Origin of the sequence: Haloferula rosea, from assembly GCF_016595525.1 — a bacterium.
GTDB lineage: Bacteria > Verrucomicrobiota > Verrucomicrobiia > Verrucomicrobiales > Akkermansiaceae > Haloferula > Haloferula rosea.
Genome location: NZ_JAENII010000002.1, coordinates 330,365 through 353,932 on the forward strand (window position 1 = coordinate 330,365; position 23,568 = coordinate 353,932).

General features: G+C 61.5%; 21 protein-coding genes. 6 read left to right on the top strand and 15 right to left on the bottom strand.

What is annotated here, in order from left to right; all coding sequences use genetic code 11:
- Positions 1-40 precede the first annotated feature (40 nt).
- The 3 genes from JIN81_RS03455 (at position 41) to JIN81_RS03465 (ending at position 3,362) form a co-directional block, all read left to right on the top strand.
- Positions 41-1,036 carry a S1C family serine protease gene (locus tag JIN81_RS03455; RefSeq protein WP_200276381.1) on the top strand — a complete coding sequence of 332 codons (996 nt, stop codon included), beginning with the start codon at positions 41-43 and terminating at the stop codon, positions 1,034-1,036.
- A 135-nt stretch (positions 1,037-1,171) separates the two neighbouring features.
- Complete coding sequence (gene cimA / locus JIN81_RS03460) at positions 1,172-2,749, top strand: citramalate synthase (RefSeq protein ID WP_200276383.1); 1,578 nt, start codon at positions 1,172-1,174, stop codon at positions 2,747-2,749.
- 34 nt (positions 2,750-2,783) lie between these two features.
- Complete coding sequence (locus JIN81_RS03465; protein WP_200276384.1) at positions 2,784-3,362, top strand: 3-keto-disaccharide hydrolase; 579 nt, start codon at positions 2,784-2,786, stop codon at positions 3,360-3,362.
- 79 nt (positions 3,363-3,441) lie between these two features.
- On the opposite strand, the gene JIN81_RS03470 is transcribed toward JIN81_RS03465, so the two are convergent.
- The 8 genes from JIN81_RS03470 to JIN81_RS03505 form a co-directional block, all read right to left on the bottom strand.
- Positions 3,442-4,083 carry a peptidylprolyl isomerase gene (locus JIN81_RS03470; protein WP_200276386.1) on the bottom strand — a complete coding sequence of 214 codons (642 nt, stop codon included), beginning with the start codon at positions 4,081-4,083 and terminating at the stop codon, positions 3,442-3,444.
- Between the two features lie 34 nt (positions 4,084-4,117).
- Entirely contained in the window at positions 4,118-6,601 is a 2,484-nt protein-coding gene (locus JIN81_RS03475) for a BatD family protein (protein ID WP_200276388.1), read from the bottom strand.
- 2 nt (positions 6,602-6,603) lie between these two features.
- The gene (locus tag JIN81_RS03480; RefSeq protein WP_200276390.1) at positions 6,604-8,679 is read right to left on the bottom strand and encodes a vWA domain-containing protein; all 2,076 of its coding nucleotides are present in this window, start codon (positions 8,677-8,679) and stop codon (positions 6,604-6,606) included.
- Positions 8,676-9,674 (bottom strand): VWA domain-containing protein, encoded by a 999-nt coding sequence (locus JIN81_RS03485; protein WP_200276392.1) that lies wholly within the window; start codon positions 9,672-9,674, stop codon positions 8,676-8,678. The genes JIN81_RS03480 and JIN81_RS03485 overlap by 4 nt, the downstream gene beginning before the upstream one ends.
- Positions 9,671-10,180: a hypothetical protein gene (locus JIN81_RS03490; RefSeq protein ID WP_200276395.1), complete on the bottom strand. Its 510-nt coding sequence runs from the start codon at positions 10,178-10,180 to the stop codon at positions 9,671-9,673. The genes JIN81_RS03485 and JIN81_RS03490 overlap by 4 nt, the downstream gene beginning before the upstream one ends.
- Before the next feature lie 2 nt (positions 10,181-10,182).
- On the bottom strand, positions 10,183-11,082 hold the full coding sequence (locus JIN81_RS03495; protein ID WP_200276396.1) for a DUF58 domain-containing protein: 900 nt from the start codon (positions 11,080-11,082) through the stop codon (positions 10,183-10,185).
- 16 nt (positions 11,083-11,098) lie between these two features.
- Entirely contained in the window at positions 11,099-12,082 is a 984-nt protein-coding gene (locus JIN81_RS03500) for an AAA family ATPase (protein ID WP_200276398.1), read from the bottom strand.
- 114 nt (positions 12,083-12,196) lie between these two features.
- Positions 12,197-12,706, bottom strand: coding sequence for a DUF5069 domain-containing protein (locus JIN81_RS03505; protein WP_200276400.1), 510 nt, complete (start codon positions 12,704-12,706; stop codon positions 12,197-12,199).
- A gap of 177 nt (positions 12,707-12,883) precedes the next feature.
- On the opposite strand from JIN81_RS03505, the gene JIN81_RS03510 reads away from it, so the two are divergent.
- Positions 12,884-14,017 carry a prepilin peptidase gene (locus JIN81_RS03510; protein WP_234044434.1) on the top strand — a complete coding sequence of 378 codons (1,134 nt, stop codon included), beginning with the start codon at positions 12,884-12,886 and terminating at the stop codon, positions 14,015-14,017.
- A 74-nt stretch (positions 14,018-14,091) separates the two neighbouring features.
- Positions 14,092-15,018, top strand: coding sequence for an ACP S-malonyltransferase (fabD, locus tag JIN81_RS03515; RefSeq protein ID WP_200276404.1), 927 nt, complete (start codon positions 14,092-14,094; stop codon positions 15,016-15,018).
- Positions 15,019-15,043: 25 nt separating this feature from the next.
- Here the strand turns inward: fabD and JIN81_RS03520 are convergent, their stop codons facing one another.
- From JIN81_RS03520 to JIN81_RS03530, 3 genes are all read right to left on the bottom strand, one after another.
- On the bottom strand, positions 15,044-18,331 hold the full coding sequence (locus JIN81_RS03520; RefSeq protein WP_484494630.1) for a S41 family peptidase: 3,288 nt from the start codon (positions 18,329-18,331) through the stop codon (positions 15,044-15,046).
- 198 nt (positions 18,332-18,529) lie between these two features.
- Positions 18,530-19,297 (bottom strand): succinate dehydrogenase/fumarate reductase iron-sulfur subunit, encoded by a 768-nt coding sequence (locus JIN81_RS03525; RefSeq protein WP_200276408.1) that lies wholly within the window; start codon positions 19,295-19,297, stop codon positions 18,530-18,532.
- A 108-nt stretch (positions 19,298-19,405) separates the two neighbouring features.
- Positions 19,406-20,401, bottom strand: coding sequence for an alpha/beta hydrolase (locus JIN81_RS03530; protein WP_200276410.1), 996 nt, complete (start codon positions 20,399-20,401; stop codon positions 19,406-19,408).
- Positions 20,402-20,561: 160 nt separating this feature from the next.
- On the opposite strand from JIN81_RS03530, the gene JIN81_RS03535 reads away from it, so the two are divergent.
- Positions 20,562-20,993: a YlbF/YmcA family competence regulator gene (locus tag JIN81_RS03535; protein WP_200276412.1), complete on the top strand. Its 432-nt coding sequence runs from the start codon at positions 20,562-20,564 to the stop codon at positions 20,991-20,993.
- A gap of 159 nt (positions 20,994-21,152) precedes the next feature.
- On the opposite strand, the gene JIN81_RS03540 is transcribed toward JIN81_RS03535, so the two are convergent.
- From JIN81_RS03540 to JIN81_RS03555, 4 genes are all read right to left on the bottom strand, one after another.
- Positions 21,153-21,632, bottom strand: a complete 480-nt coding sequence (locus JIN81_RS03540) for a hypothetical protein (RefSeq protein WP_200276414.1) — start codon at positions 21,630-21,632, stop codon at positions 21,153-21,155.
- A 58-nt stretch (positions 21,633-21,690) separates the two neighbouring features.
- Positions 21,691-22,722, bottom strand: a complete 1,032-nt coding sequence (gene plsX / locus JIN81_RS03545) for a phosphate acyltransferase PlsX (RefSeq protein ID WP_200276416.1) — start codon at positions 22,720-22,722, stop codon at positions 21,691-21,693.
- Positions 22,723-22,810: 88 nt separating this feature from the next.
- The gene (gene rpmF / locus JIN81_RS03550; RefSeq protein WP_200276418.1) at positions 22,811-22,993 is read right to left on the bottom strand and encodes a 50S ribosomal protein L32; all 183 of its coding nucleotides are present in this window, start codon (positions 22,991-22,993) and stop codon (positions 22,811-22,813) included.
- A 12-nt stretch (positions 22,994-23,005) separates the two neighbouring features.
- A complete protein-coding gene (locus JIN81_RS03555; protein ID WP_200276419.1) occupies positions 23,006-23,506 on the bottom strand; it encodes a YceD family protein in 501 nt (166 codons plus the stop codon).
- Between the last annotated feature and the right edge of the window lie 62 nt (positions 23,507-23,568).

Sequence of the window (23,568 nt, forward strand, 5' to 3'; positions counted from 1 at the left end):
AGGTGGGTTTCCGCCTCCCCCAACCAATCAAAATATGAAAATGATTCCGATTAGAATGGCAGTGATGGCGGCGACGGTCCTGCCCGTGCTGGCGATCGAGCCGCCGGTGGACTCGGCGCCGATTCCTCCGCAGGAGCCGGCGAAGCCGGTTCCCGCTCCGGCGGACCGGGTCGCTCCGGCGCCTGCACCGGTCGAGATGCCGGAGGCTGTAGCCGATCGTCCCTACATTGGGGTGATCCTCGATCCGATTCCTGATCTGCTGACCGGGCATCTTCGCCTCGAACCGGGTGAGGGTGTGATGATTTCCGAACTGGTCGCGGGTGGGCCGGCCGAAGCCGCAGGTCTTGAGGTCAACGATCTCCTGATCGACGTGAACGGTGAGAAGGTCGGTTCGCGGGACGAGGTGCGTGGCATGGTGGAGAAGCACGAGATCGGCGAAGAGGTCGAGCTCGGCATCATCCATGATGGTGAGCGGAAAAAGGTCACGGTGAAGCTGGGGGCCGCCCCACAGGCCATGCCCGGCTTCCAGGCTCCGGCACCCGGTGTCGCCGGGGGGGAGCAGCTCGATGGGTTCCTCGAAGGAATTCCCGAAAAGCATGCGGATGCGATCCGCAAGGCGCTCGAGCAGAACATGAAGCAGTTTGATGGTCTCGAGATGGATCCAGCTCAGCCGGATGGCGGCATGCGCCAGATGATGCAGCGGATGCAGCGCCAGATGGGTGGCATGCAGTTGAAACTCGATGGCTTCGATGCGGAAAGCACCATTCGTCTGCTCGACGATGAGGGCAGCATCGAGATGAAGCAGTCGAATGGAAACAAGGAAGCCCGGGTCTTCGGCAAGGATGGCAAACTCCTGTGGGAGGGGCCCTACGACACTGAAGCCGACAAGGCGGCGGTGCCTGATGACATCCGGGAGCGGATCGAGCGCTTGAATTTCGACATCGGGGGAGAAGGAATGAAACTGCGGATCGATCCGGGCCGTTTCCGTCCGCTCGACGAGATCGAGCCCGAGGATGAGCCCGCGGAGAAGGACTGATTTCCCTGCGGACCGAATTTCCAGCCTGCTGTCGCCGACCCGGTGGCAGCGGGCTTTTTCGTGTCTCGAATGGATGTCCAGATCGCGGGTTGCCCGCCACCGGAAATCCTCCTAGCCTGCGCGCCCCGGCACGAAATGAAATCAGTTTCACTCTACGACACGACGCTCCGAGACGGCACTCAAGGCGAGGGCTTCCAGCTCTCGATGCTCGACAAGTTGCGAATCGCCCAGCGGCTGGATGCCTTTGGCGTGGACTACATCGAAGGCGGTTGGCCGGGATCCAACCCGAAGGACATCGAGTTCTTCCAAGAGGCTGCCAAGCTGGATTTGAAACATGCCCGGCTGGCGGCATTCGGGTCGACCCGGCGAGCGAATGTGGCGGTGGAGGACGATGGTCAGGTGAAGCTTCTGCTGGAGGCGAACACGCCGGTGGTTACGATTTTCGGCAAGAGTTGGGAGTTGCAGGTGACGGAGGTCCTTCGCACCACTGTGGAGGAAAATCAGGCGATGATTCGTGATACCTGTCGGCATCTGAAGGAGCATGGTCGTGAGGTCGTTTACGATGCGGAGCACTTTTTCGATGGTTTCAAAGATTCTCCGGAGCATGCGCTGGCGACCCTGCAGGCGGCGGCCGATGGCGGTGCGGACTGCGTGGTCCTGTGCGATACCAACGGTGGAACTCTGCCGAGCGAGGTCATGCAGATCTGCATGCAGGTGAAGGAGCGCATTCCGGACACCCCCTTCGGGATCCACACGCACAACGACTGTGAGCTGGGCGTCGCGAATGCGATCGCGGCGGTCAAGGCCGGTGGTGCCCAGATCCAGGGAACGATCAATGGCTACGGGGAGCGGACAGGCAATTGCAACCTGACCTCCGTCATCCCGATCCTCCAGCTCAAGATGGGGATCGAGGTCGTGCCCAATCTCGAGGGCCTCCAATCGCTGTCCCACTTTGTCGACGATATTTCCAACAACCCGCACTTCGCCCGTGCACCCTTTGTGGGAAGGACGGCTTTCGCCCACAAGGGGGGCATGCATGTGAATGCGGTGCAGAAGCTGGCCAGGAGCTACGAGCACATCGAGCCCGGCAAGGTGGGCAACAGCCAGCAGATTCTGGTTTCCGAACTGAGTGGTCAGTCGAACATTCTGATCAAGGCGGAACAGCTCGGAGTGCCGCTCGAGAAGGGTTCGGACGAGGCGAAGGCCATCCTGGCGCGGGTGAAGGAACTCGAGAACGAAGGGTATTCCTTTGAGGCGGCAGGGGGTTCCCTGGAGCTTCTGATTCTCCGCCAGCTGGAGCGCTACGAGAAACCCTTCGAGTTGAAGGAATTCCACACGTCTTATCGATTGTATCGCGACGGCCATCAGCCGGTGTGCGAGGCGACCGTGAAGATCTTCGTCGGCGACGAAGCGGAATACATCGTCGATGAAGGGCATGGGGTGGTGAACGCGCTCGACCGTGCCCTGCGCAAGGCACTGATTCGCTTTTACCCGGAGATCGAGGAGGTTTCGCTTCTCGACTACAAGGTGAGGATTGTGGACGGCCACGATGCGACCGCGGCCAAAACGCGGGTGCTGGTGGTGTCCGGCGATGGGGAAAGCTCGTGGGGGACGGTCGGAGTGTCCGAGAACGTGATCGAGGCCTCCTGGATCGCGATTGTGGATGGGATCGACCTTTTCCTGCAGCGGAAACGCCGTGCTGGACAAGCGTGATACATCCGCGCGGATACGCCCGTAACGGGGAAGTATGAGAGCGTTGGTTTGCGGTCTGGCCTTGGTTGCCGGTTCCTGTTTTGCCTCCCCCGAGCCTCTGTTCGACGGGGAGTCGCTGGACGGCTGGCGGGTGCGTGGTGCCCCCTACTGGAGAGTGGTCGGCGATACGCTTATCGGGCAGAGTGATGCCGGCAAGAAGAACTCCGTGCTCTGGACGAAAGAGAGCTTCGGAGACTTCGAGCTCAGCTTTGAATTCCGCTATGCGGGCGACATCGATTCCGGTGTCTTTCTGCGCCAGGAGAATGATCAGATCCAGATCGGGATCAGCCGCTCGCTGAAGCGGGACATGACGGCGTCACCCTACATCGGCTCCAAGCGGGGCTACCCCAAGGAGGCCAAGCAGGCCAAGGACGTGCTGAAGCCGGGTGACTGGAATCGGATGACGATCCGGGCCGTCGGAAATGTGTATGTGGTCCACTTGAATGGAATCAAGGTCATGGACTACAGCTCCGAAACGGCAAAGGAAGAGGGGCCCATCGGTCTGCAGGTCCACCCGGGGGTGGTGATGAAGATCGAGTTCCGTGACGTTCAGATCGACCGTTTGGACGACTGACGCCCCCCCAAGGAAGACGCCCGCTCCCCACAGTGCGCAAGGCACTCCGAGGGCGGGCGGATGGTGAACGGGTGAAGGATTACTTCTTCGAGTCGAGGATCTTGTTCCACTTGTCGAGGTTGTCCTTCTGAGCCGCGAAGAGCGCATCCGTGGAGTCGAGGATCTCGATCTTGGTGATCTTGTCGCCCTTGCCATCGTGCTTGCAGCCGGGCTCACCGGTGTTGTTCTTGCCGATGATCTTGTTGACGACGTCCTGGCCCTTGGTGACTTCACCGAACACGGCATGACGACCGTCGAGGAATGGCGTGGGCACCATGGTGATGAAGAACTGGGAGCCGTTGGTTCCAGGTCCTGCATTCGCCATGGAGAACAGGCCGGGTTTGGTGTGCTTCAACTCGGGGTGGATCTCATCGGCGAACTTGTAGCCCGGGCCTCCGCGTCCGCTTTCGGTCGGATCGCCCCCTTGGATCATGAATTTGTCGATCACCCGGTGGAAGGCAATCCCATCGTAGTATCCGCGCTTGGCGAGGTTGAGGAAGCTGGCGGTTGTCATGGGGGCCTTTGAGGCGAACATGGTTGCCTCGATGGTGCCTTTGGTGGTCACCATCTTGATTTTGATGTCCTTGACTTCAGCGGGCTTCTTCTCGTCTTCCTTCTTGGCCTCTTCGGCAAAAAGGAGAGGAGCGAACAGGGCGAGTGCAATGGCAATGCGTCTTTTCATGGATTGTTTCTGTTGGTGTTCGGGTTAGAGAAATTCAAGCGCTTTTCGATTCGTCACTGCTCGTGGAAGAGGGGGGAGTCGGTGGCTCAGGCTGTGCTTCGGGGATGAGCATCTTTACCTGATCCGCCGCAATCCAGCCACGGGTCTCATTGGTGAAGGCAATGTAGACCCAGTCACCGGTTTCCTTCAATACGCGACAAAGTGAGCCTGCCGGTGCCTCAAGAACGAGTGGGGCATTGCGGGCCGCGTCGGTGCGGATGCTCGCTCGATCCGCCGTCACGACGGCCTGCTCTTCAAGAGCGGCGAAGCGTGCATCGTCCGGATAGAAGTGATGGCCGACGACACCTGCCCCGATGAGAATGGGAGCGGCAACCAAACCGCTGATGGCGGCGATGCGCATCCGCGCCATCGGACGGGTGGCGGGGAAGACGAGGAGCGAGAGGACGATGATCCATCCGCCCGCCCAGATCGCGCTCTTCCAGCCGGCAAGGGGGATCTTGGCGAGGGTGTACTGGTAATCCGGACGTTTGATGGTGATGGAGCCGAATTTCCGCTCGAGGAAGCGCAGGTTCTGACGGGCCTCCGGGTGGGATGAATCCCGCGTGAGCGCCCTGCGCCAATACAGTGCGGCTTCGCCGGGCGAGCCCAACCGGTAGGCGGCGTTGCCGATGTTGTAGAGGGTATCGGGAGAAAGGCGTTCATAGGGGCCACTTTCCAGCCACAGGCGGGCAGCCAGCTTGAAGCTGTTCGAGTCGTAAGCCTCTTGGGCGGTCATTTCCGGAGCGGTAACCTCCGGAGCGGGTTCCGCTGCTACCTCGTCATCGGCACGGAGGTCGGCGGTCGTGCCTGCAATGACCACGATGAGAGGGAGCATGAGGCGGCGCAGACCGCGCACGATGCGCTGCCGCTCGGAGCGGGGGACGGGGGCGGAGTCCGCATCACCGGTAAAGCAGGTCTGATCTCGCTTCGTCAGGACATCCTTGACCAACTCGTCGTTGCTGTTGCCCAGCCATTCCTCGACGAAGTGGCCGGCCGTCCGGTAGAAGCCGAGTTCCTCGGCGGGAGCCTTTTCCAGTTCCTTGATGGCTTTGCGGCGTGCGACTCGTTCGGGATCCGGCTTCAGCTTGGGGAACAGGTGGAGCTGGGCGATGCGGAACAGGAGGATCAGTGCGAGAATGGCGGGAATGATCTGCCAGTAGCGACTGACATTCTCCATTCGTGTTTCAGGAAGAAGTGGCATTCCGGCCCGGGTGAGACCGAGGATGTCCGTCATTTCCTCGATCGGCATGGGCAGGGCCATCGGGACGCTGGGCGCCATGGAGGGGGCCGCGGTGGAAGGTAGCACCTTCAGCGGGATTGCAGGGCTCAGTATGGTCCGGTAGGTCTCGGTTTCAGGATTGAAGAAGACGAGCCGGAATGGGGGGATCTGGTTCTGGGGAATCAGGGGCCGCATGAACTGCCTGAAGGCAGCGAAACCGGTGATGTCCCGGCGGTCATCGCGTTGGACGCTGCTGGCAGGATAGAGTTTCCAACCTTCCGTATCGATGGGTTTGGGGGCGTTGAGCGTATCGAGGTTCCCTGCGCCGCTGACCACCAGATTGACGTTCACCGGATCGCCTTCGCGGACTTCGCTGTCGCTTGTGGTGACCGACAACTCGAAGTCGCCGACGGCATCCTCGAAGCCTTCCGGGGCTCCAGCAGGCAGCGGCTGCGAAGCGAGATTGAGTTCGGGGATGACGACGTTGAGTGGTTCGTAGAAGGCTGCGTTGAAATTCTGCACGGATGTCTGAACGGTGATCAGACGGAGTTTTGCCGGGCCCAGGGTGACCATCCCCGAGCGTGTGGGGGACAAGGTGCTCGGGTAGCTCACCGCGTAGTAGCTGCGCCCTAGTAGATTTGCCCGTCCGAGGGAGGGGCGGGGCTCGAAGCGCCACGCGGCGACTCCGTCACGCTGGAATTCCGGGATTCCCCAATCCTCGACCCGTTGGTCGGTGGGGATGTAGAGTTTGAGTTCGGTGGGGATGACTTCCTTGACGAAGGGGGTGTCGTCGATGGTGTGGAACCCGGCGGCATAGCGCACGGAACGTCCCCCGGCCTGGGCGGTGGACCATTGGAGTTCGGTTTCCTTGAAGACCCGGACCTTGACTTCGGGGCCGAGGATCTCGCCCGCATCGTCGATCAATCGAGCCGCGGGAATGGTGTAATTCCCCGGGGTGTAACTCGTGACCATGAAGCGGAAGACATACTCGCGCCGTCGACCGAACGCGATGCGTGGCTCGGCACCAAGACCAACCGACCGGATCTCGAGTCCATCGACCGGAGTGAGCTTCAACTGGGCGCGCGGATTCAGGCCATCGCTGATCACGTACTCAAGCGTCGCCTGTTCGCCCTCGACGAGGAACTGGGATGACATCCGGGCGGACAATGGTGAGGCCTCAAGCGCGGCGCTGAGGCAGGCCAGTAGCGGGATCAGAAGGCGCATCCAGCGGCGCCATGAAAGTGGGTGATGGGTATTCATGTCTACCAGTCTTTATCAGGTCGGCGGAAGCGGATGCGTCCGGGTGACAGTGCACCCTTCTGCAGGTCGGCGTTCTCATTCAAAATGCGGCGTGCGGCTTCTTCCGGGGTTTCGCCGGGGCGGGGGCCTTTGTCTTCAGCCTCATCTTCGGATTCCTGCGGTTCTCCATCCCTGGGCTCTTCGCCGCTTTCACGCTGGTCGCCCCCATCGCCGCCTTCTTCCGATTGATCTCCATCCGGGCCCTCGTCCCCTTCCTCCTCACCCTCGCCGTTGTCCTGAGGTTCACCTTCCTGTTCGCCCTCTCCGGGCTGGGGTTCGCCTTCACCCTCTTGGGGAACCGCTTGGATCTGTTGGGCGTTGTCGTTCGTCTGGTCGAGGATCTCGCGGATCTTGTCGAGGTAGGTGAAGGTAAGATCGCTGTTGTGCTTTGCCGCTTCCACCCCGGTCGCGGCGCGATGGTGTTTGATCGAGTCCGCCCAATCGGTGAGCAGGTTGTTGAAGCGTTCGCCGCCTCGCGTTTTCTCACCCTCTTCGGTTTCTTCGGCCATCCACTCGGCGAGGCGTTCCTTCACCAGAAGCTCGAAGGCGGCCATGGTGTCGTCATCGTCCGCCCCGTCCTCCGGGTCGGGCATCTCAAGGAGGGCATCCGACAGGCGGTCGATGGCTTCGGGTTCCTGATCCGGCTCGTCATCCTCCGGCTCCGGGAATTCCGGATAGGCTGGGCCGTCGGTGAGGCGCTGCCACCCGATCTGGAAGAGGGTGTTGCCGAGGCCGTGGTGAGCGGCGGACCGCACCGAGGAATCTTCAGAGCGCAGCGCTTCGCTGAAAGCCCGGCGCGCCTCCGGCCATTGACCGTTTTCGTAGGCGGCGCTGGCTTGGGCGAGTGAGAAGCGAAAGCCCTCCTCAGTGTCCTGATATTTCTCGGCGAGGAGTCCGTAGGCGCTCACCGCGTCGTTGTAGCGGGCATCCGACATCGCCTGACGGGCGTCGTCGAGGATTGAGGCCCTGGCTTCCGATGGGAATCCCATGAGCAGGATGGCGAGCATGGCAAGGGTCGTGGCAGTCGGTCCGGGGACCGGCGGGCTGACGCCCCGCCATCGGGTCGCGCAGACAATCGATGCGAGAATGAGGAGGATGGCCGGGAGGAGGAACCATTGGTAGTATTCGACAACCACGGTGGTCTCGCGTCCCATCAATTGGACGCGATCGAGATCTGCGACAGCCGCTTCGACCATGGCTGGAATATCGGCTCCGGATGTCGCGATGGCAAATCTTCCTCCCGTCACGGTGGCGACCCGATCCAGCGCGGCGGGCTCCAGCCGGCTGATGACTTCCCGTCCGTTGCGGTCCCTGAAGCGACCATCGGCGAAGCTGGGGTCCGGAATGAAGTCGCCCTCGGTGGTGCCGAAGCCGATCGTAATCACCTCAATGCCAGCGGCGCGCGCGCTTTCAGCGACCTCGGTGATTCGGCCGATGTGTTCTTCGCCATCGCTCATCAGGATCAGGGCGTTCTGCCGTGTTCCGGTGGCTTTGAGCGTCTCGATTCCCAGCTCAAGTCCATCGGCGATGTTCGACCCACCCGTCGGGATCCAGTCGATGTCGATCTCGGTCAGGGTTTCCCGAATGGCGGAGTGGTCCACCGTGAGGGGCGCGAAAAGATAGGGGGTGCCGGCGAACCCGACGAGCCCGATGCGGTCGTTCGGCAAGGCGTCGAGCAATTCGAAGCAGGCCGCTTTCGCCTGGGTCAGCCGGTCGGGCAGCACATCGTTGGTCTTCATGCTACGCGACAGGTCGAGTGCGAAGAGGATGTTCCTGCCCAAGATGGCTTCCTTGCGCGTGCCTTCGACGCTTTGGGGACGTGCAAGGGCGATGATCAGTAGGGCGGAAGCAAGCATCAGGCAGGCGAAGGCGATCCATCGAGGGATGGGGCTGGAGCGCTTCAGCAGGCGTTGGCGGAGTCGGGGAGCGACGAAGGCGGACCATTGCTTCGACCGGGTGCGCGCCATCAGTGCCGCGCCCGTGACGACGAGCGGGATCAGGAGCAGCAGTGCGAGCCAACCGGGTTGATCGAAGTTCATGGGGAAGGTGGCGGGTTGAGGGCAATCAGGACCGAGCCGACGAGGACGAAGAGGCCGGCGGCGCCGAGGAACCAGACGAACAACTCGGTGTCCTCAATCACGCTGTGGGATTCGCTCTCGCTCTTCTCGAGCCGGTCGATGGTCTGGAAGGTGTCCTTGAGCGCGGCGACGTTCTGGGCCCAGTAGTGCTCACCGCCGGTCAGCTCGGCGATCTTGCGCAAGGTTGGAAGGTCGAATTCCTGGCGTGGAAAGCGCTGGATGTTGCCGGCGACGCGGCCGTCCTTGGTGCCGATGGCCACGGTGTAGATCTTGATCCCGAGGGTTTTGGAAAGCTCTGCGGCTTCGATGGGCGAGAGCTTTCCGGAATTCGAGGCGCCATCGGTGATGAGGACGATGATCCGGCTTTTGGCATCGCGGGCATTCAGCTTGTCGGCGGAGGCTGCGATGGCTGAACCGATCGCGGTGCCCTGTTCCTCGAGGATCTCCAGTCGGACATCGCTGAGGCGCTTGAGCAGCCAGTCGTGGTCCAGGGTGATCGGGCCGGACACGTAGGGCTGTCCCGAATAGATGACCAACCCGATCCGGTCGTCCGGGCGGCCCTTGATGAAATCATGGACGACATCCTTGGCGGCCTCCATCCGCCGGAGCGGCATGCCGTTCTCGACGAAATCGTCGATACTCATGGAAAGCGACACGTCGAGAGCCACCACGATGTCGATGCCGCTGGCGGTCTTCGCCTGGTATTCGTTTCTCCAGACCGGGCGTGCCATGCCGAGGATGGCCGGGATGAGCGCGGTGAGGAGAAGAGGGAATCCGATCGAGTACGCCGTGTGACGGACTTTCGCGCCAAGGCTGACCAGCACGGAGAGCGAGGAAAACCGAATGGCGGCTTCTGCACCCCGACCGCGACGCAGGAGGACCAGAAGGAGGCAGGGGAGCAGCAGCAGGAGCCACTGTGGCTGGGCAAACCGGAAATGTTCGATGAATTCGCTCATGCCGGAATGCGCTGGTGGAGTTGTTCGATGACCTCCCGTGACTGCTGTCCGATGTTTGGCAGTGTTTCGCTACGGGGTTGGTCGTACTTCATGGCAGCCAGTTGACAGAGGACCGTGGATACCTGCTCGCGGATATTTTCCGGAAAATGCTGAAGCGCCTCGTGGCGACCGAGGAATTCCTGATGGGTCTCGAACAGGGACGGGTCGCCGCACACGGTGGCGAGGTAAAGGCGGATGGCTCCGGAGATGCGGGTGGCGGCTTCGTGGGCCGGTAATGATGAAGAGGCCTCGATTTCCTCAAGAGCGCGTTGATAGGCCGCCGAGTGGTCGACGGGTCTTCGCGCTGCAGCCAGCCCCGACTTGTCCCGGATGATCGCGACGATGGTTGTCACGATGAGTGCGCTGGTCACCGCGATGATCGCCCACACCCACCACTGCCAGCCGGGCTCGACGACCAGGGAGTCGACCGGGACGAGTTCCCGCAGTTGTAGGGCATCGGTGTCCATGTCTAACGGGTTCTTTTACGGGCGCGTCGCTTGAGCATCCGGTGGAGATCGTGAAGCCGGTCGCGGGCGGTCGAGAGGTGGGCCAGATCGATGCCATGCCTGCGGCAGACTTTGGCGAGGCCTTCATGCTTCCGGCGCATGAGCTTCTCGTAGCCCATCCGCAGGTTGGCGTTGTGGGTATTGACCATGACCTCCCAGCCGGTCTCGGGATCCGTCAGCACCACCTTGCCAGCCTTCGGAAGTTCCTCCTCAAGCGGATCGGTAACCTGCAGGGCAAGGGTTTCGTGCTTGCGGGCCAGTTTGCCGAGCGGCTTGTCCAGCGGGTCATCGAGGAAGTCCGAGATCATGAAGACCACGGCGCGCCGACGAAGCGTGCGAATGAGGAAGTCACAGGCATTGCTGATCGAGGTGCCCGGTTGGTCGGGGCGTGCGAGCAGGATTTCCCGGACCATGCGCAGGAGGTGCCGGCTTCCCTTGGCGGGGGGGACGAAGAGGATGGGCTCGTTGGCAAAGACGAGCAGTCCGACCTTGTCGCCATTGCCCAAGGCGCTGAACCCGAGGATGGCGGCGGCCTCCGCAGCGGCTTCGCGCTTGCTGAAATGAACACTGCCGAAGTCCGCGGAGCCCGAGACGTCGATGGCGAGGATCACGGAGAGTTCGCGTTCTTCGCGGAACTTGCGGATGAACGGGCTGTTCATCCGCGCGGTCACGTTCCAGTCGATGAAGCGGATTTCGTCACCGTGCTGGTATTCCCGGAAGTCGTCGAAATCGAGGCCCTGCCCGCGGAAGGAAGACTGGTACTCGCCGGAGAACGACTCGCGGACGAGTCGCTTGGCCTTGAGCTCGAGCTTGCGGACTCGAGCGAGGACTTCTTCGATTTCCTGATCGGTGGGTTCGGACATGCTCGAGCGCCGAGGGTTACGGGACCGGGACCTTGGAAAGGATGCGGTCGAGAATCAGATCCGTGGTGATTTCCTCTGCCTCCGCCTCATAGCTGAGCAGAATACGGTGGCGCAGGACGTCGTGGGCCATGTCCTTCACATCCTGAGGCGTGACGAAGGCTCGACCTGCGATGAAGGCAGCCGCGCGGGCGGTGAGCGCGAGGTTGATCGTGCCACGAGGGGACGCGCCGGCACGAATGAGATGCTTCAGGCCGCCGTCGACCTTTGCGGGTTGGCGGGTGGCCCGGATCAGGTCGACGATGTATTCGCGGACCGCAGGGTCAATGTAGATCTGGTTCACCAACTTCCGGGACTCGGCGACCTGTTCCGGGGTGGCGACCGTCTTCGTCTGATAGGTGGGTGCCGAGGTGGCCATCAGGTCGAGCACGGCGAGTTCCTCATCCTTGGTCGGATAGCCGACGCTGACCTTGAGCAGGAAGCGGTCGAGCTGTGCCTCGGGCAACTGGTAGGTGCCCTCCTGATCGATGGGGTTCTGGGTGGCGAGCACGAGGAAGGGCTCGGGAAGTTTGTGGGTGTGGTCACTCAGGGTGACCTGACGTTCCTGCATCGCCTCGAGCAGCGCCGATTGCACTTTGGCGGGGGCGCGGTTGATTTCGTCGGCCAGAATCAGGTTGTTGAAGATGGGGCCGAGTTTGGGGGCGAAGGAGGCCTCCTGCGGGTTGTAAACCATGGTGCCGATGAGGTCGGCGGGAAGGAGATCGGGAGTGAACTGGAAGCGGGCAAAGGATGCATCCAGTGAGCCGGACAGGGCCTTGACGGCGAGGGTTTTTGCCAAGCCGGGCACGCCCTCGAGAAGGATGTGGCCGTTGCAGAGCATGCCGACGATGAGCCTGTCGACGAGGGTCTCCTGGCCGATGAGGACCTGGGCCATTTCGGATTTGACCGCTTGAATCCATCCGCTGGATGCGGCGATGCGGTCCTGAAGTTCTTCGGTGGTCATGATAAGGTTGAAAGGAGCTTGGCAGGGTGATGCTCGAGGGCCAGCGGGAAAGCGGGCGGTATTGGGGGATAAAGCGATCCGGGAGCCCGGGAATGTCTCACTTTCTAGGTCAGTTCAGAGCGACTTGATCCAGTCGACCAACTTGCTCTCGTCATCCCCGGAGGCCCATACGCGACGGAGGAAATCGGCCATCGGGATGTTGCCATGATCGCGAAGGAATTTCCGGTCACCGCCGCAGCCGAACATGAGGTCGGGATCAAGTTCTCCGCGAAGTTTGGCCCGCGCCTTGGCGAGGATTCTGGGCAGGTAGTGGATGCCGTCGAGATCCTCGCCGAAGTTCGGGATGTTGTCCCGGGTCATGGTGGGCTCCCTGAGCTCGCCGTCCATCACCACTTGGAAGTAGTCACGGCGGACCGCGGCCACCAGCAGGGCGGTCGAGAGCGAGGGTTCGCCTTCGTCGCACAGGTCCTCGACGAAGTCGAAAAGTTCACGGGGACGGTATCCGATGCTGTCGAGCAGGCCCAGGTCTTCGTCCGTGTAGTACTGGGTGAAGTCCTTGTCGCCCGATTGGTAGCGGGCGGTGCAGCGTTTGAAGAGTTCGATGAAGCGGTCGTTCCAAGTCATGGTTGTGGCTGGGTGCGGGCATTCGCCGCCCGGTGGGCGGAACGTATAGCACCCGATTGCCCTGCGGCAATCGGTGTGTCCGGAAGAATCCCGGCGGATCGGGGGCAGGGCGAGGGAAATTTCGGATTTCCTAAATGATCTCGATACGATTGACTCGCCGGAGTGATTTATCCTCCCTTGGATCATCCCGTCTGGCTGCTGGTGGCATTTGCCATCGGTTCGTGCATTGGCTCGTTCCTGAATGTGGTCATCTACCGCTTGCCGCTGGGGCTCTCGGTGAATGATCCCAAACGTTCGTTTTGCCCGAAATGCAGAGGAGAGATTCCCATGCGTCGGAACATTCCCTTGGTCAGTTGGTTGGCGCTGAGGGGGAAGTGCTTCGATTGCAAGGCGCCGATTTCATCCCGCTATTTCTTTGTCGAACTCCTGACCGGCATCCTGTTTGCGGTGACCTTCTGGGTGGTTGTCGGGCGTGTGGGAGCAGGGGATTTCTCGGTCGAGTTGCTGGCGCTCATCCCGCTGTGGTTCATGGTGGCCACTTTTGTCGCCATTTCCTTCATCGACGCGGAGCATCTGATCATCCCGCTGGAGCTGACCATCAGTGGTTCGATCGCCGGGGTGCTGGCGGCCGCCGCCATGCCGAGCCTGCCCGACATGATCGCATGGTCCTCGGTGAACCCTGGTTGGCTCGAGGGCATCTGGCAGTCGATCATCGGCTGGGCGATCGGTTTTTTCGGCCTGTGGATTGTCGTGCTACTGGGGAAACTGGCCTTCGGCCGGATGGAATGGATCCATGAGGAGCCGGTGGAATGGCGGCTGGAGGAGCCCGACGATGACGAGCAGCCGATCATGTTCCACATGGCGGATCAGAGTCTGGCCTGGTGGGATATTTTCTATCGCCCCTCGGACCGCTTGATCATCGAGACCGAGTCGTTGGAAGTGGATGGCAACTCGTGTGATCCCGGGACACTGGTCGTGGCGGATGAGGGGCTGACCCTGCCGGATGGGCGGAAGGTTCCGCTGGAAGATCTGAAGTCGCTCAGTGGCACTGCGACCAAGGCGGTGGTGCCACGGGAGGCGATGGGAATGGGGGACGTGCACCTGATGGGCGTGGTTGGCGCGTTTTTCGGGTGGTTCGGCGTGTTCTTCGCGCTGCTGGCCGGTTCGCTCTATGCGATCCTGGCCGCCGTGCTTGGACGAATCGGCTTCGGCATGCGCCTGCCGTTCGGCCCCTTCATCGTTCTTGGCGCCCTGACCTGGTTGTTCGGCGGCTGGAAGCTGGCGGTTTGGTATCTGGATAGTCTGTTCTGACGGGAATTTGCCCCGGCGGAGGTGTCTCGAATGGCTTGATCCGCGGGCCTTGGCATGCCTAGACCGGGGCCGCCATGAAAGACGTCGTATTGCTGTTCTCCGGTCAGGGTGCTCAGAAGGTGGGCATGGGTCAGGATTTTTTCGAGTCGTCCGAGACGGCTCGCTCCATGTTTGCCGCGGCCGATGAGAGCCTCGGGATGAAGCTCAGCGAAGTGATGTTCGAAGGGCCCGCTGACGAACTCACGAGGACTTCCCGCTGCCAGCCAGCGCTCTATTTGCATGGACTCGTGGCCCTTGAGCTGTTGCGGGAGAAGGTGCCGGGGCTGAATCCTGTGGCTGCTGCCGGCCTTTCGCTCGGAGAATTCACCGCTCACGCCGCTGCCGGGAGTTTCTCGCTTGCCGACGGACTCGATCTTGTCGCCAAGCGAGGTGGATTCATGGAAGAGGCCTGCGAGGCGACGACCGGCGCGATGGCGGCCATGATCGGGGGTGACGAGGATGCGGTCAAAGCGCTTGCTGAAGCGTGCGGCGTGGATGTGGCGAACTTCAATGCACCGGGGCAGATCGTATTGTCGGGTGCGGTGGAAGGCATCGACCAGGCCGTCGCTGCGGCGAAAGAAAAGGGGATCCGCAAGGCGGTGAAACTGAAGGTCGCTGGGGCTTACCACAGTCGTTTGATGCAGTCCGCGCAAGACCAACTGTCCTCCGAGTTGGCCAAGGTCGATATTTCCAAACCCGGCATTCCCGTGGTGTGCAACTTCGGAGCTTCGGTCGCGGATGACCCTGCCGTCATTCGTGAGATGCTTGAGAAGCAGGTGACCGGATCGGTTCGCTGGACGGAGTCGATCGAGTTGCTGGTCGAGCAGGGGCACACGACATTCATCGAACTCGGGCCGGGCAAGGTGCTTGCCGGGTTGGTCGGCAAGATCGCCAAGGGTGTGACCCTTCTCAGTGTCGAGGATCTCCCTTCATTGGAGGCTGCCGCCGAGTCCTTGAGCTGAGGCGTTTGGCACCGTGCGGTGCCGACTAGCGGTTTCGATACTTGGGCACGAAGCGGGTCTCCACCTGGGTGGCGACGTCTTCCAACAGGACATCCACGGCTTTCTCAAGCTGGGTGTCCTTGCCTTGGATCAAATCGTTCGGGTCGGGCCAGACGACGATATCGGGCACGGCACCGTTCATTTCCATGTCTTCGCCGGTGTCGGGGAGGAACCAGCCACGGAAGGGAACACGCAGGGTGCCGGCATCGAGGATGCGGTCCTTGGCTGCGGAGATGACGCCGCCTGCAGTGGGGACGCCAACCAGTTTGCCACGCTTCAAGGTTTTGATGGCGTGCGCGAAAATTTCGGCGTTTGAGTAGGAGTTCTCGTTGCAGAGGACGACGAGTGGCTTGTGCCAGGATGCATAGACCTTCCGGTCCTGCGGATAGCCCGGGTTGCCATTGCGGGGGATCGTCACCGCATGGCGCGGCTGACAAAGAACGGTCAGCAGGTGGTCGGTGATGAATCCGCCACCATTGTCCCGAATGTCGATGATGAGTCCGCTCTTACCGTGACCGGCAGCATAGATCTGACGCTCGAATTGCTCGAACTCGTCCCAGAACATTCGGGCGATGTGGACGTAGCCCAATTGTCCGTTGGAGAGTTCCTCGACCTTGCGCCGGTTTTCCGCGACGACTTCGGCTTCGGCGAGGAGGGTGGCCTTTTCGTATGAGATCGGCTCGATTTCGTGGACGTGCTCCACCCCATCGGCGTCGCGGACGGCGAGCTCGATGCGTCGATCCATCCTCCCATTCATGAAGCGGTGGACGGGGACGCTGCTGTCGACGCGGTGGCCGTTGACGCGAAGGATGGTGTCCCCGACCTCGATACGGGGACTGCAGTTGGCCGCCGGGCTGTCGGCGATCACGTGACCGACGGTCATGGGTGATCCGGCACTGTGACGCTGGAAGCGGATGCCGATGTGTCGGGTGGTCTGGAACTCGGCACCTTCGTTTTCCCATGGCTCAGGCCAATCTTCGGAGATGAAGGTCAGGTGTGAGGCATTCAGCTCGCCGAGCAGCTGGGCAACGACGCGGTCGAAGGTCCGGGAGTCCGGGGCGTCTGCGGCAGCCTGCTCGTATTTCAGGCGGGTGGCATCCCAGTCGAGCCCGTTCATTTCCGGGTCGTAGAAGCGGTCGCGCAGAGTACGCCAGATGGTACGGAAGCACAGTCGTTGATGGGCAGTCCGGTCGCGGACCATCCTCGATGAAATGGGGTAGCGCTTGAGCTTGCCCTTCTTCAGCACCGCGGGGGCGCGATCGACGATCCAATACAACGCTTCGTCGGTGTCACGAATCGGCAAGCCACGGTGGTCATCGTAGCTCTCCATTTTCGCGGACGGGGTGGCTTCCATCCGGTAGAGGGTGTCATTGGTGCTGTTCTTCGACTGGAAAAGGAGGTGCTCCGAGTCGTGGGACCAGAGGACGCGCTCGGGTTCAATGCCGCGGGTGTTCAAGCGGACGACACGGTCGCTCAGCCCCTCGAAGTCAATTCGAAGTCGGTTCTTGGTCACCTGATCCTCTTCGGGGCGCCTTTTCGTCCGAGGATCGTCCATGACTTCGGCTGCTGGCTCATCGTCTTCCGATTCGCTGTCCTGCTGTTGGTAGGACGGGTCCTCGCGCATGATTTCCTCCGCTTCGAGTTCCTTCCGAACCCGGGTGCTGCGGACGGCCTCATCAAGTCGGAGGTCGACGTAGAACAAGCCCATCTCGTTGTTGAGGCGACGACCGGTAAAGGCGATCTTCCGACCGTCCGGTGACCAGCGCGGGGAACCTTCGAAGTCGGGGTGGCGGGAGACATTGAAGGGCTCCTCGGAACCGTCCGTGGGAACGATGTAGATGTCCCTGTTGAAGTTCTGGTCCTGGGCTGCGAAGGCGATCCACTGGCCATCAGGCGACCATGAGAAGGTCGGGGGATCCCAGCATGAGAAGAGGACACGGGGGTCGGAACCGTCCGCCTTGGCAATGACGAGATCCCCACTACCGGCGATCCATGCGAGTTGCTTGCCGTCGGGGCTGAGAGAGAATCGGCGCTTTTGTCGCGGACCGTGGGTGATCTGCTCGGTCTTGAAGGACTCGGCACGCCACCAGAATTCGTCCGGATCGCTGCGGGAAAGGCGCCACAGATTGGCGTCGATTCCGTCGTCGTACTGGTAGTAGATGAATTCTCCGTCGGGCGAGAAGAGGGGGTCGTCCTCAACGCCGGGTGTGCGGGTAATTCGGTTCGGCTCACGGAGCACGGTATCCATCGCCCAGAGCTCGCCCTCGGCCTTGTAAACAATCTCCAGCCCACTGGGTGAGAAGTCGGCGTCAACGGTCCCGGTGATCTTGCGGACCTCGCTGGTCGTGTCGGGAAGGTCTTCCGACTGCCAGACGTCGAGACGGGTGGGCTCCTTGTCCTTGCCGGGTCTGAAGGTCCAGAGGTCGAATCCGCGCCTGAAGACGATGGTCGAACCGTCCCCGGACAGGGATGGAAGCATGATGCCGTCGTCCTTGAAGTGGGTGAGTTGCTCGTCGTTGCCACCATCCATCGTCCGACTGAACAGGTTGAAGCAGCCATCGCGCTCGGACAGATAGTAAAAGCCTTTGGAGTCCGGCCAAGGCATCGGCGAACGGGCTTCGAACTCTTCCTTGATCAGTTGGGTGAATCTTCCGCTTTCGATGTGGTAGTGCCAGATCGATGAAGCGCGTGGGCCGCGGTAGCCCTTGCGGTAGAGTTGCTCGCCTTCGCGGCAGAACAGGACACCGGACCCGTCCGGGAGCCAGCGTGCGGAGGTTCCCTTCTCGTTGAAAAGGTAGCGTTCGGGGGCGTCCTTACGGAGGTTGACCTGAATGAGTCGGGTCGGGCGGAAACCGGGTTCGTCGCGCAGACCTCGGAGAAGGGCGGTGCGTCCATCCGGGGCGACGCTCTCGAGCGTTCCGCCTTCGGAGTGATAGGTGTGCTGCGTCGCGGGCCCACCCTCGGCGGGCATCGAGAAAAGCTGGAGGGCTCCTGAGCGAGATGAGCAGAAAAAGAGCGTTTCGCCGTCCGGGGAATACTGCGGGTAACTGTCTCTTGCGGGGTGCGCTGTAAGTCGCACGGCACGTCCGCCTCCGACCGCGACTTCCCAGATGTCATCGCGCCACTCGAACACAATTTTGTCGGCCCCAGGCGACAGGCACGGCCAGCTTGGCATTTGAACGGAACCCGCTCCATCCGGGCGCTCTGATCCGGCTGCGATGCAGCTACCGAACAAAAGGAGGGTGAGGGGTAACCGGACGAGGCCGTGGATCATAGGATGGCGGGGATACGCACGGGACCCGGAAGTCTTACGCTAGAAACTTAAGATTTCCAAACCAAAAATGTGCGGAGAGCTGGCGTGGGTCACGCAGCGCTTCCACTCGGGGAAACCGAGTCGGTGGTCAAACGTGAAATGCGCTTGGCCATCCGCAATTTCCGACCACGGAGTGGCCGGAGATCCGAGGCGGTCGATTCAGGCGCTGACGAATTGCTCCTTCAGCATCGCCACTCCGTAGTCGCGATTCAGGCGGGCAATGTGATCGACGCTGATTTCCTTCGGGCATGCGGCTTCGCACTCGTATTGATTGGTGCATCCGCCAAACCCTTCTTCATCCATTTGCCTGACCATGGCCAGAGCTCTCTTTTCGCGCTCCGGCTGACCTTGTGGCAGGTGACCGAGGTGGGAGGCCTTGGCGGCGACGAACAGCATGGCGGAAGCATTCTTGCAGGCGGCGACACAGGCGCCGCAGCCGATGCACGCCGCTGCGGAGAACGCGGCATCCGCGGCTGCTTTGGCGATGGGTGCGGCATGGGCATCCGGAGCACCACCGGTCCGAACGGAGATGAATCCTCCGGCTTGCTGGATGCGGTCGAATGCCTCGCGGTCGGTCACCAAGTCCTTGATGACCGGGAACGCCCGGGAGCGGAATGGCTCGATCCAGATGGTATCGCCATCCTTGAATTTCCGCATGTGCACCTGGCAGGTGGTGATTCCCCGGTCCTTGCCGTGGGGAATGCCATTGATGGTGAGCGAACAGGTGCCGCAAATGCCTTCGCGGCAGTCGTGATCGAAGTGAATCGGCTCAGTGCCTTCGTCGATCAATCGTTCGTTGACGATGTCGAGCATCTCGAGAAACGAAGCTTCCTCGGGGATGTCTTTGGCTTCGTAGGTTTCCAGTCGACCTTGGTCGTTCGGACCTGACTGGCGCCAGACTTTGAGAGTGAGTTGCAGCTTGGACATTGGAACTTGGGGCCAATGTATCCTTCGGGCCCGTTGCCGCTAGTAAAAATCGCTCAGGAACAACGCATGAATTGTGATCGGCGGAAATCGTCGGGGCTGCATGCGGCGTCATGGCTCGAGTGCGTCCAGCATGAACGCGCAGATGGCGGGGTAGAGATTCACCGAGTCCTTTGCGAGAACCCGTCCGTGGTTGCCGCCGGCCACGGTGTAGAATTGCTTCTTTTCGGACGGGATCCGTTCAAAGATGGCGAGCCCCTGTTCGAGCGGGATGTAGTGGTCTGAGTCACCATGGACGATCATCGAGGGGAGTGTGAGACGTGAGGCGGCGTTCACCGGGCGGATCGCTGCTGGGTTCAGTCCGACGCGAAGGCGGGAGACGGTGGCGACCGAGTGGTAGAGCAGGGGGCTCAGTTGATCCGCGACCGGGTGCAGGGAGCGCGCGGAATCCAGCACGACACGATCGAGTGAGGAGAATGCGGCCACGCTGACAACGCCTGCCCAGCGGTCCGGGTCGCGGGCTGCGGTGAGAATGGCGATTGCACCGCCTTGGGAGATGCCGAACAGGAACATGGGGGAATGGGGTTCATTTCTTTGAACTTCTTCAGTGAGTTCCTCGATGAGTCCGACTTCCCGAGCACCGAAGGTGGCGGACGCGAGCGGGCTTTCTCCATGGCCGGGGAGGTCCGGAAGGATGCAGCGAAAGCCAGCGGCGCAGAAGCGTTCAGAGATGGGAAGGTGATCCTCCTTTCTGCTTCCGTGACCATGCAGGAGGATCACCGTGCCGAAGGTTTGACCCCATGGGGGAAGTGAGATGGACGAGTGTGACAAGGCGGTGCGCAGCGCTCGGGATTTCCGCGCGCGGCCGGGATGGCTTGCGGGCATGACCTCGAGGTAGGGGGTGCCTGACCGGGCTGCGTGCCGGGTGACCTCGACACCGAAATCCGCCGGGGCACCCAGGATTTCCTCGTGGTAGTCCTGAAGCTGGCGACGCTCCGGCGTGAGGAGACGACTGGAGCCGATCCATCCGACCAGTCCGATGGCGAGCAGGGAGACGATGGCCAGAGTGACGAGGCCGCGTTTGATGAAGAGGAGAGCAAGCTTCATGGGTGAGTGCCCACATGGATGGTCGGTTCGGAGGATCCTCGTGCGAAGCGTTGATGAATTCCGCGTGCAGCGTCGGGTCGGATGCCTGGCGGGCGTGGGAATGAGGGGAATGAGTGGAATCGGGTTTGCATTGGTGAGTCCGGGGTCTTAGGGGAAGGGCATGTCGATGCTCGCAGATGACTCCGCCGTAATGACCAAAGCCCGCGAATTGTGCGCGGAAATCGCCAATGACAGCCGCTTTGCCGAACTTCAGAAGGACGTCGAAGCCTTCATGAATAACGATGAAGCGAAGCTGATGTATCAGAGCGTTCACGAACGGGGCAGTGAGCTGCACCAGAAGCAACACGCCGGTGTGGAGCTTGGTGCTGCGGAAATCCGTGAGTTCGAGGAGGCTCGCGACGAGCTGATGAACAATGGAGTGGCCAAGTCTTTCATGGATGCCCAGGGCGAACTTGAAACCCTGCAGAAGGCGATCGGCCAGTATGTCGGACTGACGCTCGAGCTGGGTCGCGTTCCTACTGCCGACGATCTCGCCGAGGCTCAAGGCGGTGGTTGTTGCGGTGGCGGAGGTGGCGGTGGCTGCGGCTGCTGATCGCTATTCACAAACTCTCTCTCAGACGCTCCGTCCGGCATGGGTGGAGCGTCTTTCTTTTCCATGGAAGCCGTCATTCAGATCGTGATCGCCGCAGTGATCGTCTTCGGCTCGATCCTGCTCTACGCGAACCGCAACTAGGGGTCGCGTGGATCGGCTTCACTGCGGGACGAGTTCGGCGCTCAGTCCCTCGGGTGTGTGCTCGAGGAGGAAGGTCGAGCGCACGATTTGCTCGTCCGCATCCTCGTATTCCACTTCGGCCCGCAGCATCCCACGACGGTTCTCCAGCTTCGTCAGGCGGAAGACCGGTTTCTGGCGGAGCCGGAAGAAGCAGTGCAATGGCACGTCGGCATGGAGCGCCTGCCAGAGGAAGCGTGCCGGCTCGAAGCCGGGAACGCGGGCCAGCGCGGCGAGCACGTGCCGGATGCGCCAGATCCCGTGGCGGCTGGCCCAACGGTCTGCCGTGCGTTTCGCGAGCATGGTATCCCACCAGGCGGCGATGGGGTTCTCGTGGACTTCGATGATTTCCTCGACCAACTCACGGGCGTGCCACTGGAGTCCCGCATGGAGCTGTGCCCGGGTGATATTTCCGGATTCGAATTCGTCGAAGAGCTGGGGCGGTGTCGGTTGCACGGGCATGGAACTTCCTCAACCCACTCAAGCCCAAATGGAGGTCGACGCACGCGAAATCCTCGCGTCAGGCGTCGGCCTTGATCGCTTCGAGGGTCGTCCGGATGTGCTCGTTGACCTTGTGATCCACGCTTTCGACGCCGGCGCGGATCGCATTCTGGATCGCAAGTGCGGAGGACCCGCCATGGGCAATGATGACGACGCCGTTGACGCCCAGCAGTGGGCTTCCTCCGTAGGCTTCAGCGCTGCTGCGTGCCTTGAGCTCGGCGAAGGCACCCTTCGATAGGGCGGCGCCAAGTTTGCGGACCGGAGAGGCCATGAGGCTTTCCTTGAGCCATTTTCCCATGGCCTTGGCCGTGGCCTCGCAGGACTTGAGCACAATGTTCCCGGTGAAGCCGTCGCAGAGACACACATCGAGCGGGCTGTCGAACAGGTCGTGACCTTCGACATTGCCGACGAATTCGAATGGGGCCTTGCCGGTGTCGACAAGCGCGGAGACGAGCGTGAAGACTTCCTTGGTGAAAGCGGTGCCCTTCTCGTCCTCTTCGCCATTGGACATGATACCGATCTTGGGCCGTTGGACGCCGTAAACGCCGGTCGCGTAGGCTGCGCCCATGATGGCGTAGCCAAGGAGATGGGAAGGTTTGGCTTCAGGGTTGGCGCCCGCGTCGAGCAGGTGGCAGGGGCCATGCTCGTTGGGCAGGCCGGATGCGATGCCCGGGCGTTCGACTCCGGGAATGAGACGAAGCTTCAGCTGGCCAGCGGCCACGCAGGCCCCCGTGTTGCCAGCGGAGACGAAAGCGTCGGCATCCCCGGATTTCACCAGATCCATGGCCACTGCCACGGATGACTGCTTTTTCCGTCGGACCGCCTTGGCGCCGGGTTCGCACATGCCGATGACCTCGGGTGCATGGACGATCTCGATGCGCGGGTCACCGAGGTCGAGATGGCACTCCGGAGCAAGGGCTTCGATGGCGCCTCGATCCCCGACGAGGATCAACTTCTTGAGGGTGGGGTAGTTGGCAAGGGCTCCAGCGGCTCCCTCGAGATTGACGCGAGGGGCCTTGTCGCCCCCCATGGCATCCAGTGCTACTTTCATCGTTCTGCGTGCGCGATACCCGGATATAAGAAATCACCGTTCCGGAACATCCAGAACGGCGACAGAATCAAGTGGGAGATGGGACGGCTCAGAGAGCGTCCACCTCAAGAACCTTGCGGTCGCGATAGTATCCGCAGGATGGGCAAGCGATGTGCGAGGGCACACGGCTGTCACATTCGGGACAAGTCTTGAAGATCGGTGCGCGCCAGCGATTTGCGCCACGGCGCATTTTCTGACGGCTCTTGGATTGACGACGCTTTGGTACTGCCATGACGAAAAAGGGTTATCGGTCTGAATCGGTGTTCTTGAGGGCGTCGAGGGCAGACCAGCGGTCGTCCCCTTCGGCGTGGGGCGGGGTCTCTACCGCATCCTCACCCGGTTTGTCCACCGCCAAATAGCGAGGATCGATTTCACATTGCTGTGGTTCGTCCGCATCGTCGCATCTGGGATCGGTCGGAAAGTGAATCAGAACCTCTTCGCGGACGGCGTCCGTGGCGTCAATTGATCCGGATTCCTTGATTTCTAGGGAGATTGCGGCGCTCGGGACCTCGATGGTCTGAACGAAGGGATGGAGGGTCCGGACGCAGGTGAACTCAAAGGGGGCGGAGAGTGATCCGGTAAAAAGTAATTCGGATCCAAATCGCTGAACGTGCAATTCGAAGCTCAAGGGACCGGCGGGTTGGGCGTCGTCCTTGGGCAAATCGAAGATTTCCGGTGGTAGTTCTCCTTCGATCTGCTTGCCCTCATCCGGCAGGTTGGCCAGATCAATCGTGAGTCGTTTCATGAGGGGATTCTAGTGTTCGTTCCATGGGTTGGCCACCGAGAATGGGGGTGTCGCGTGAATCT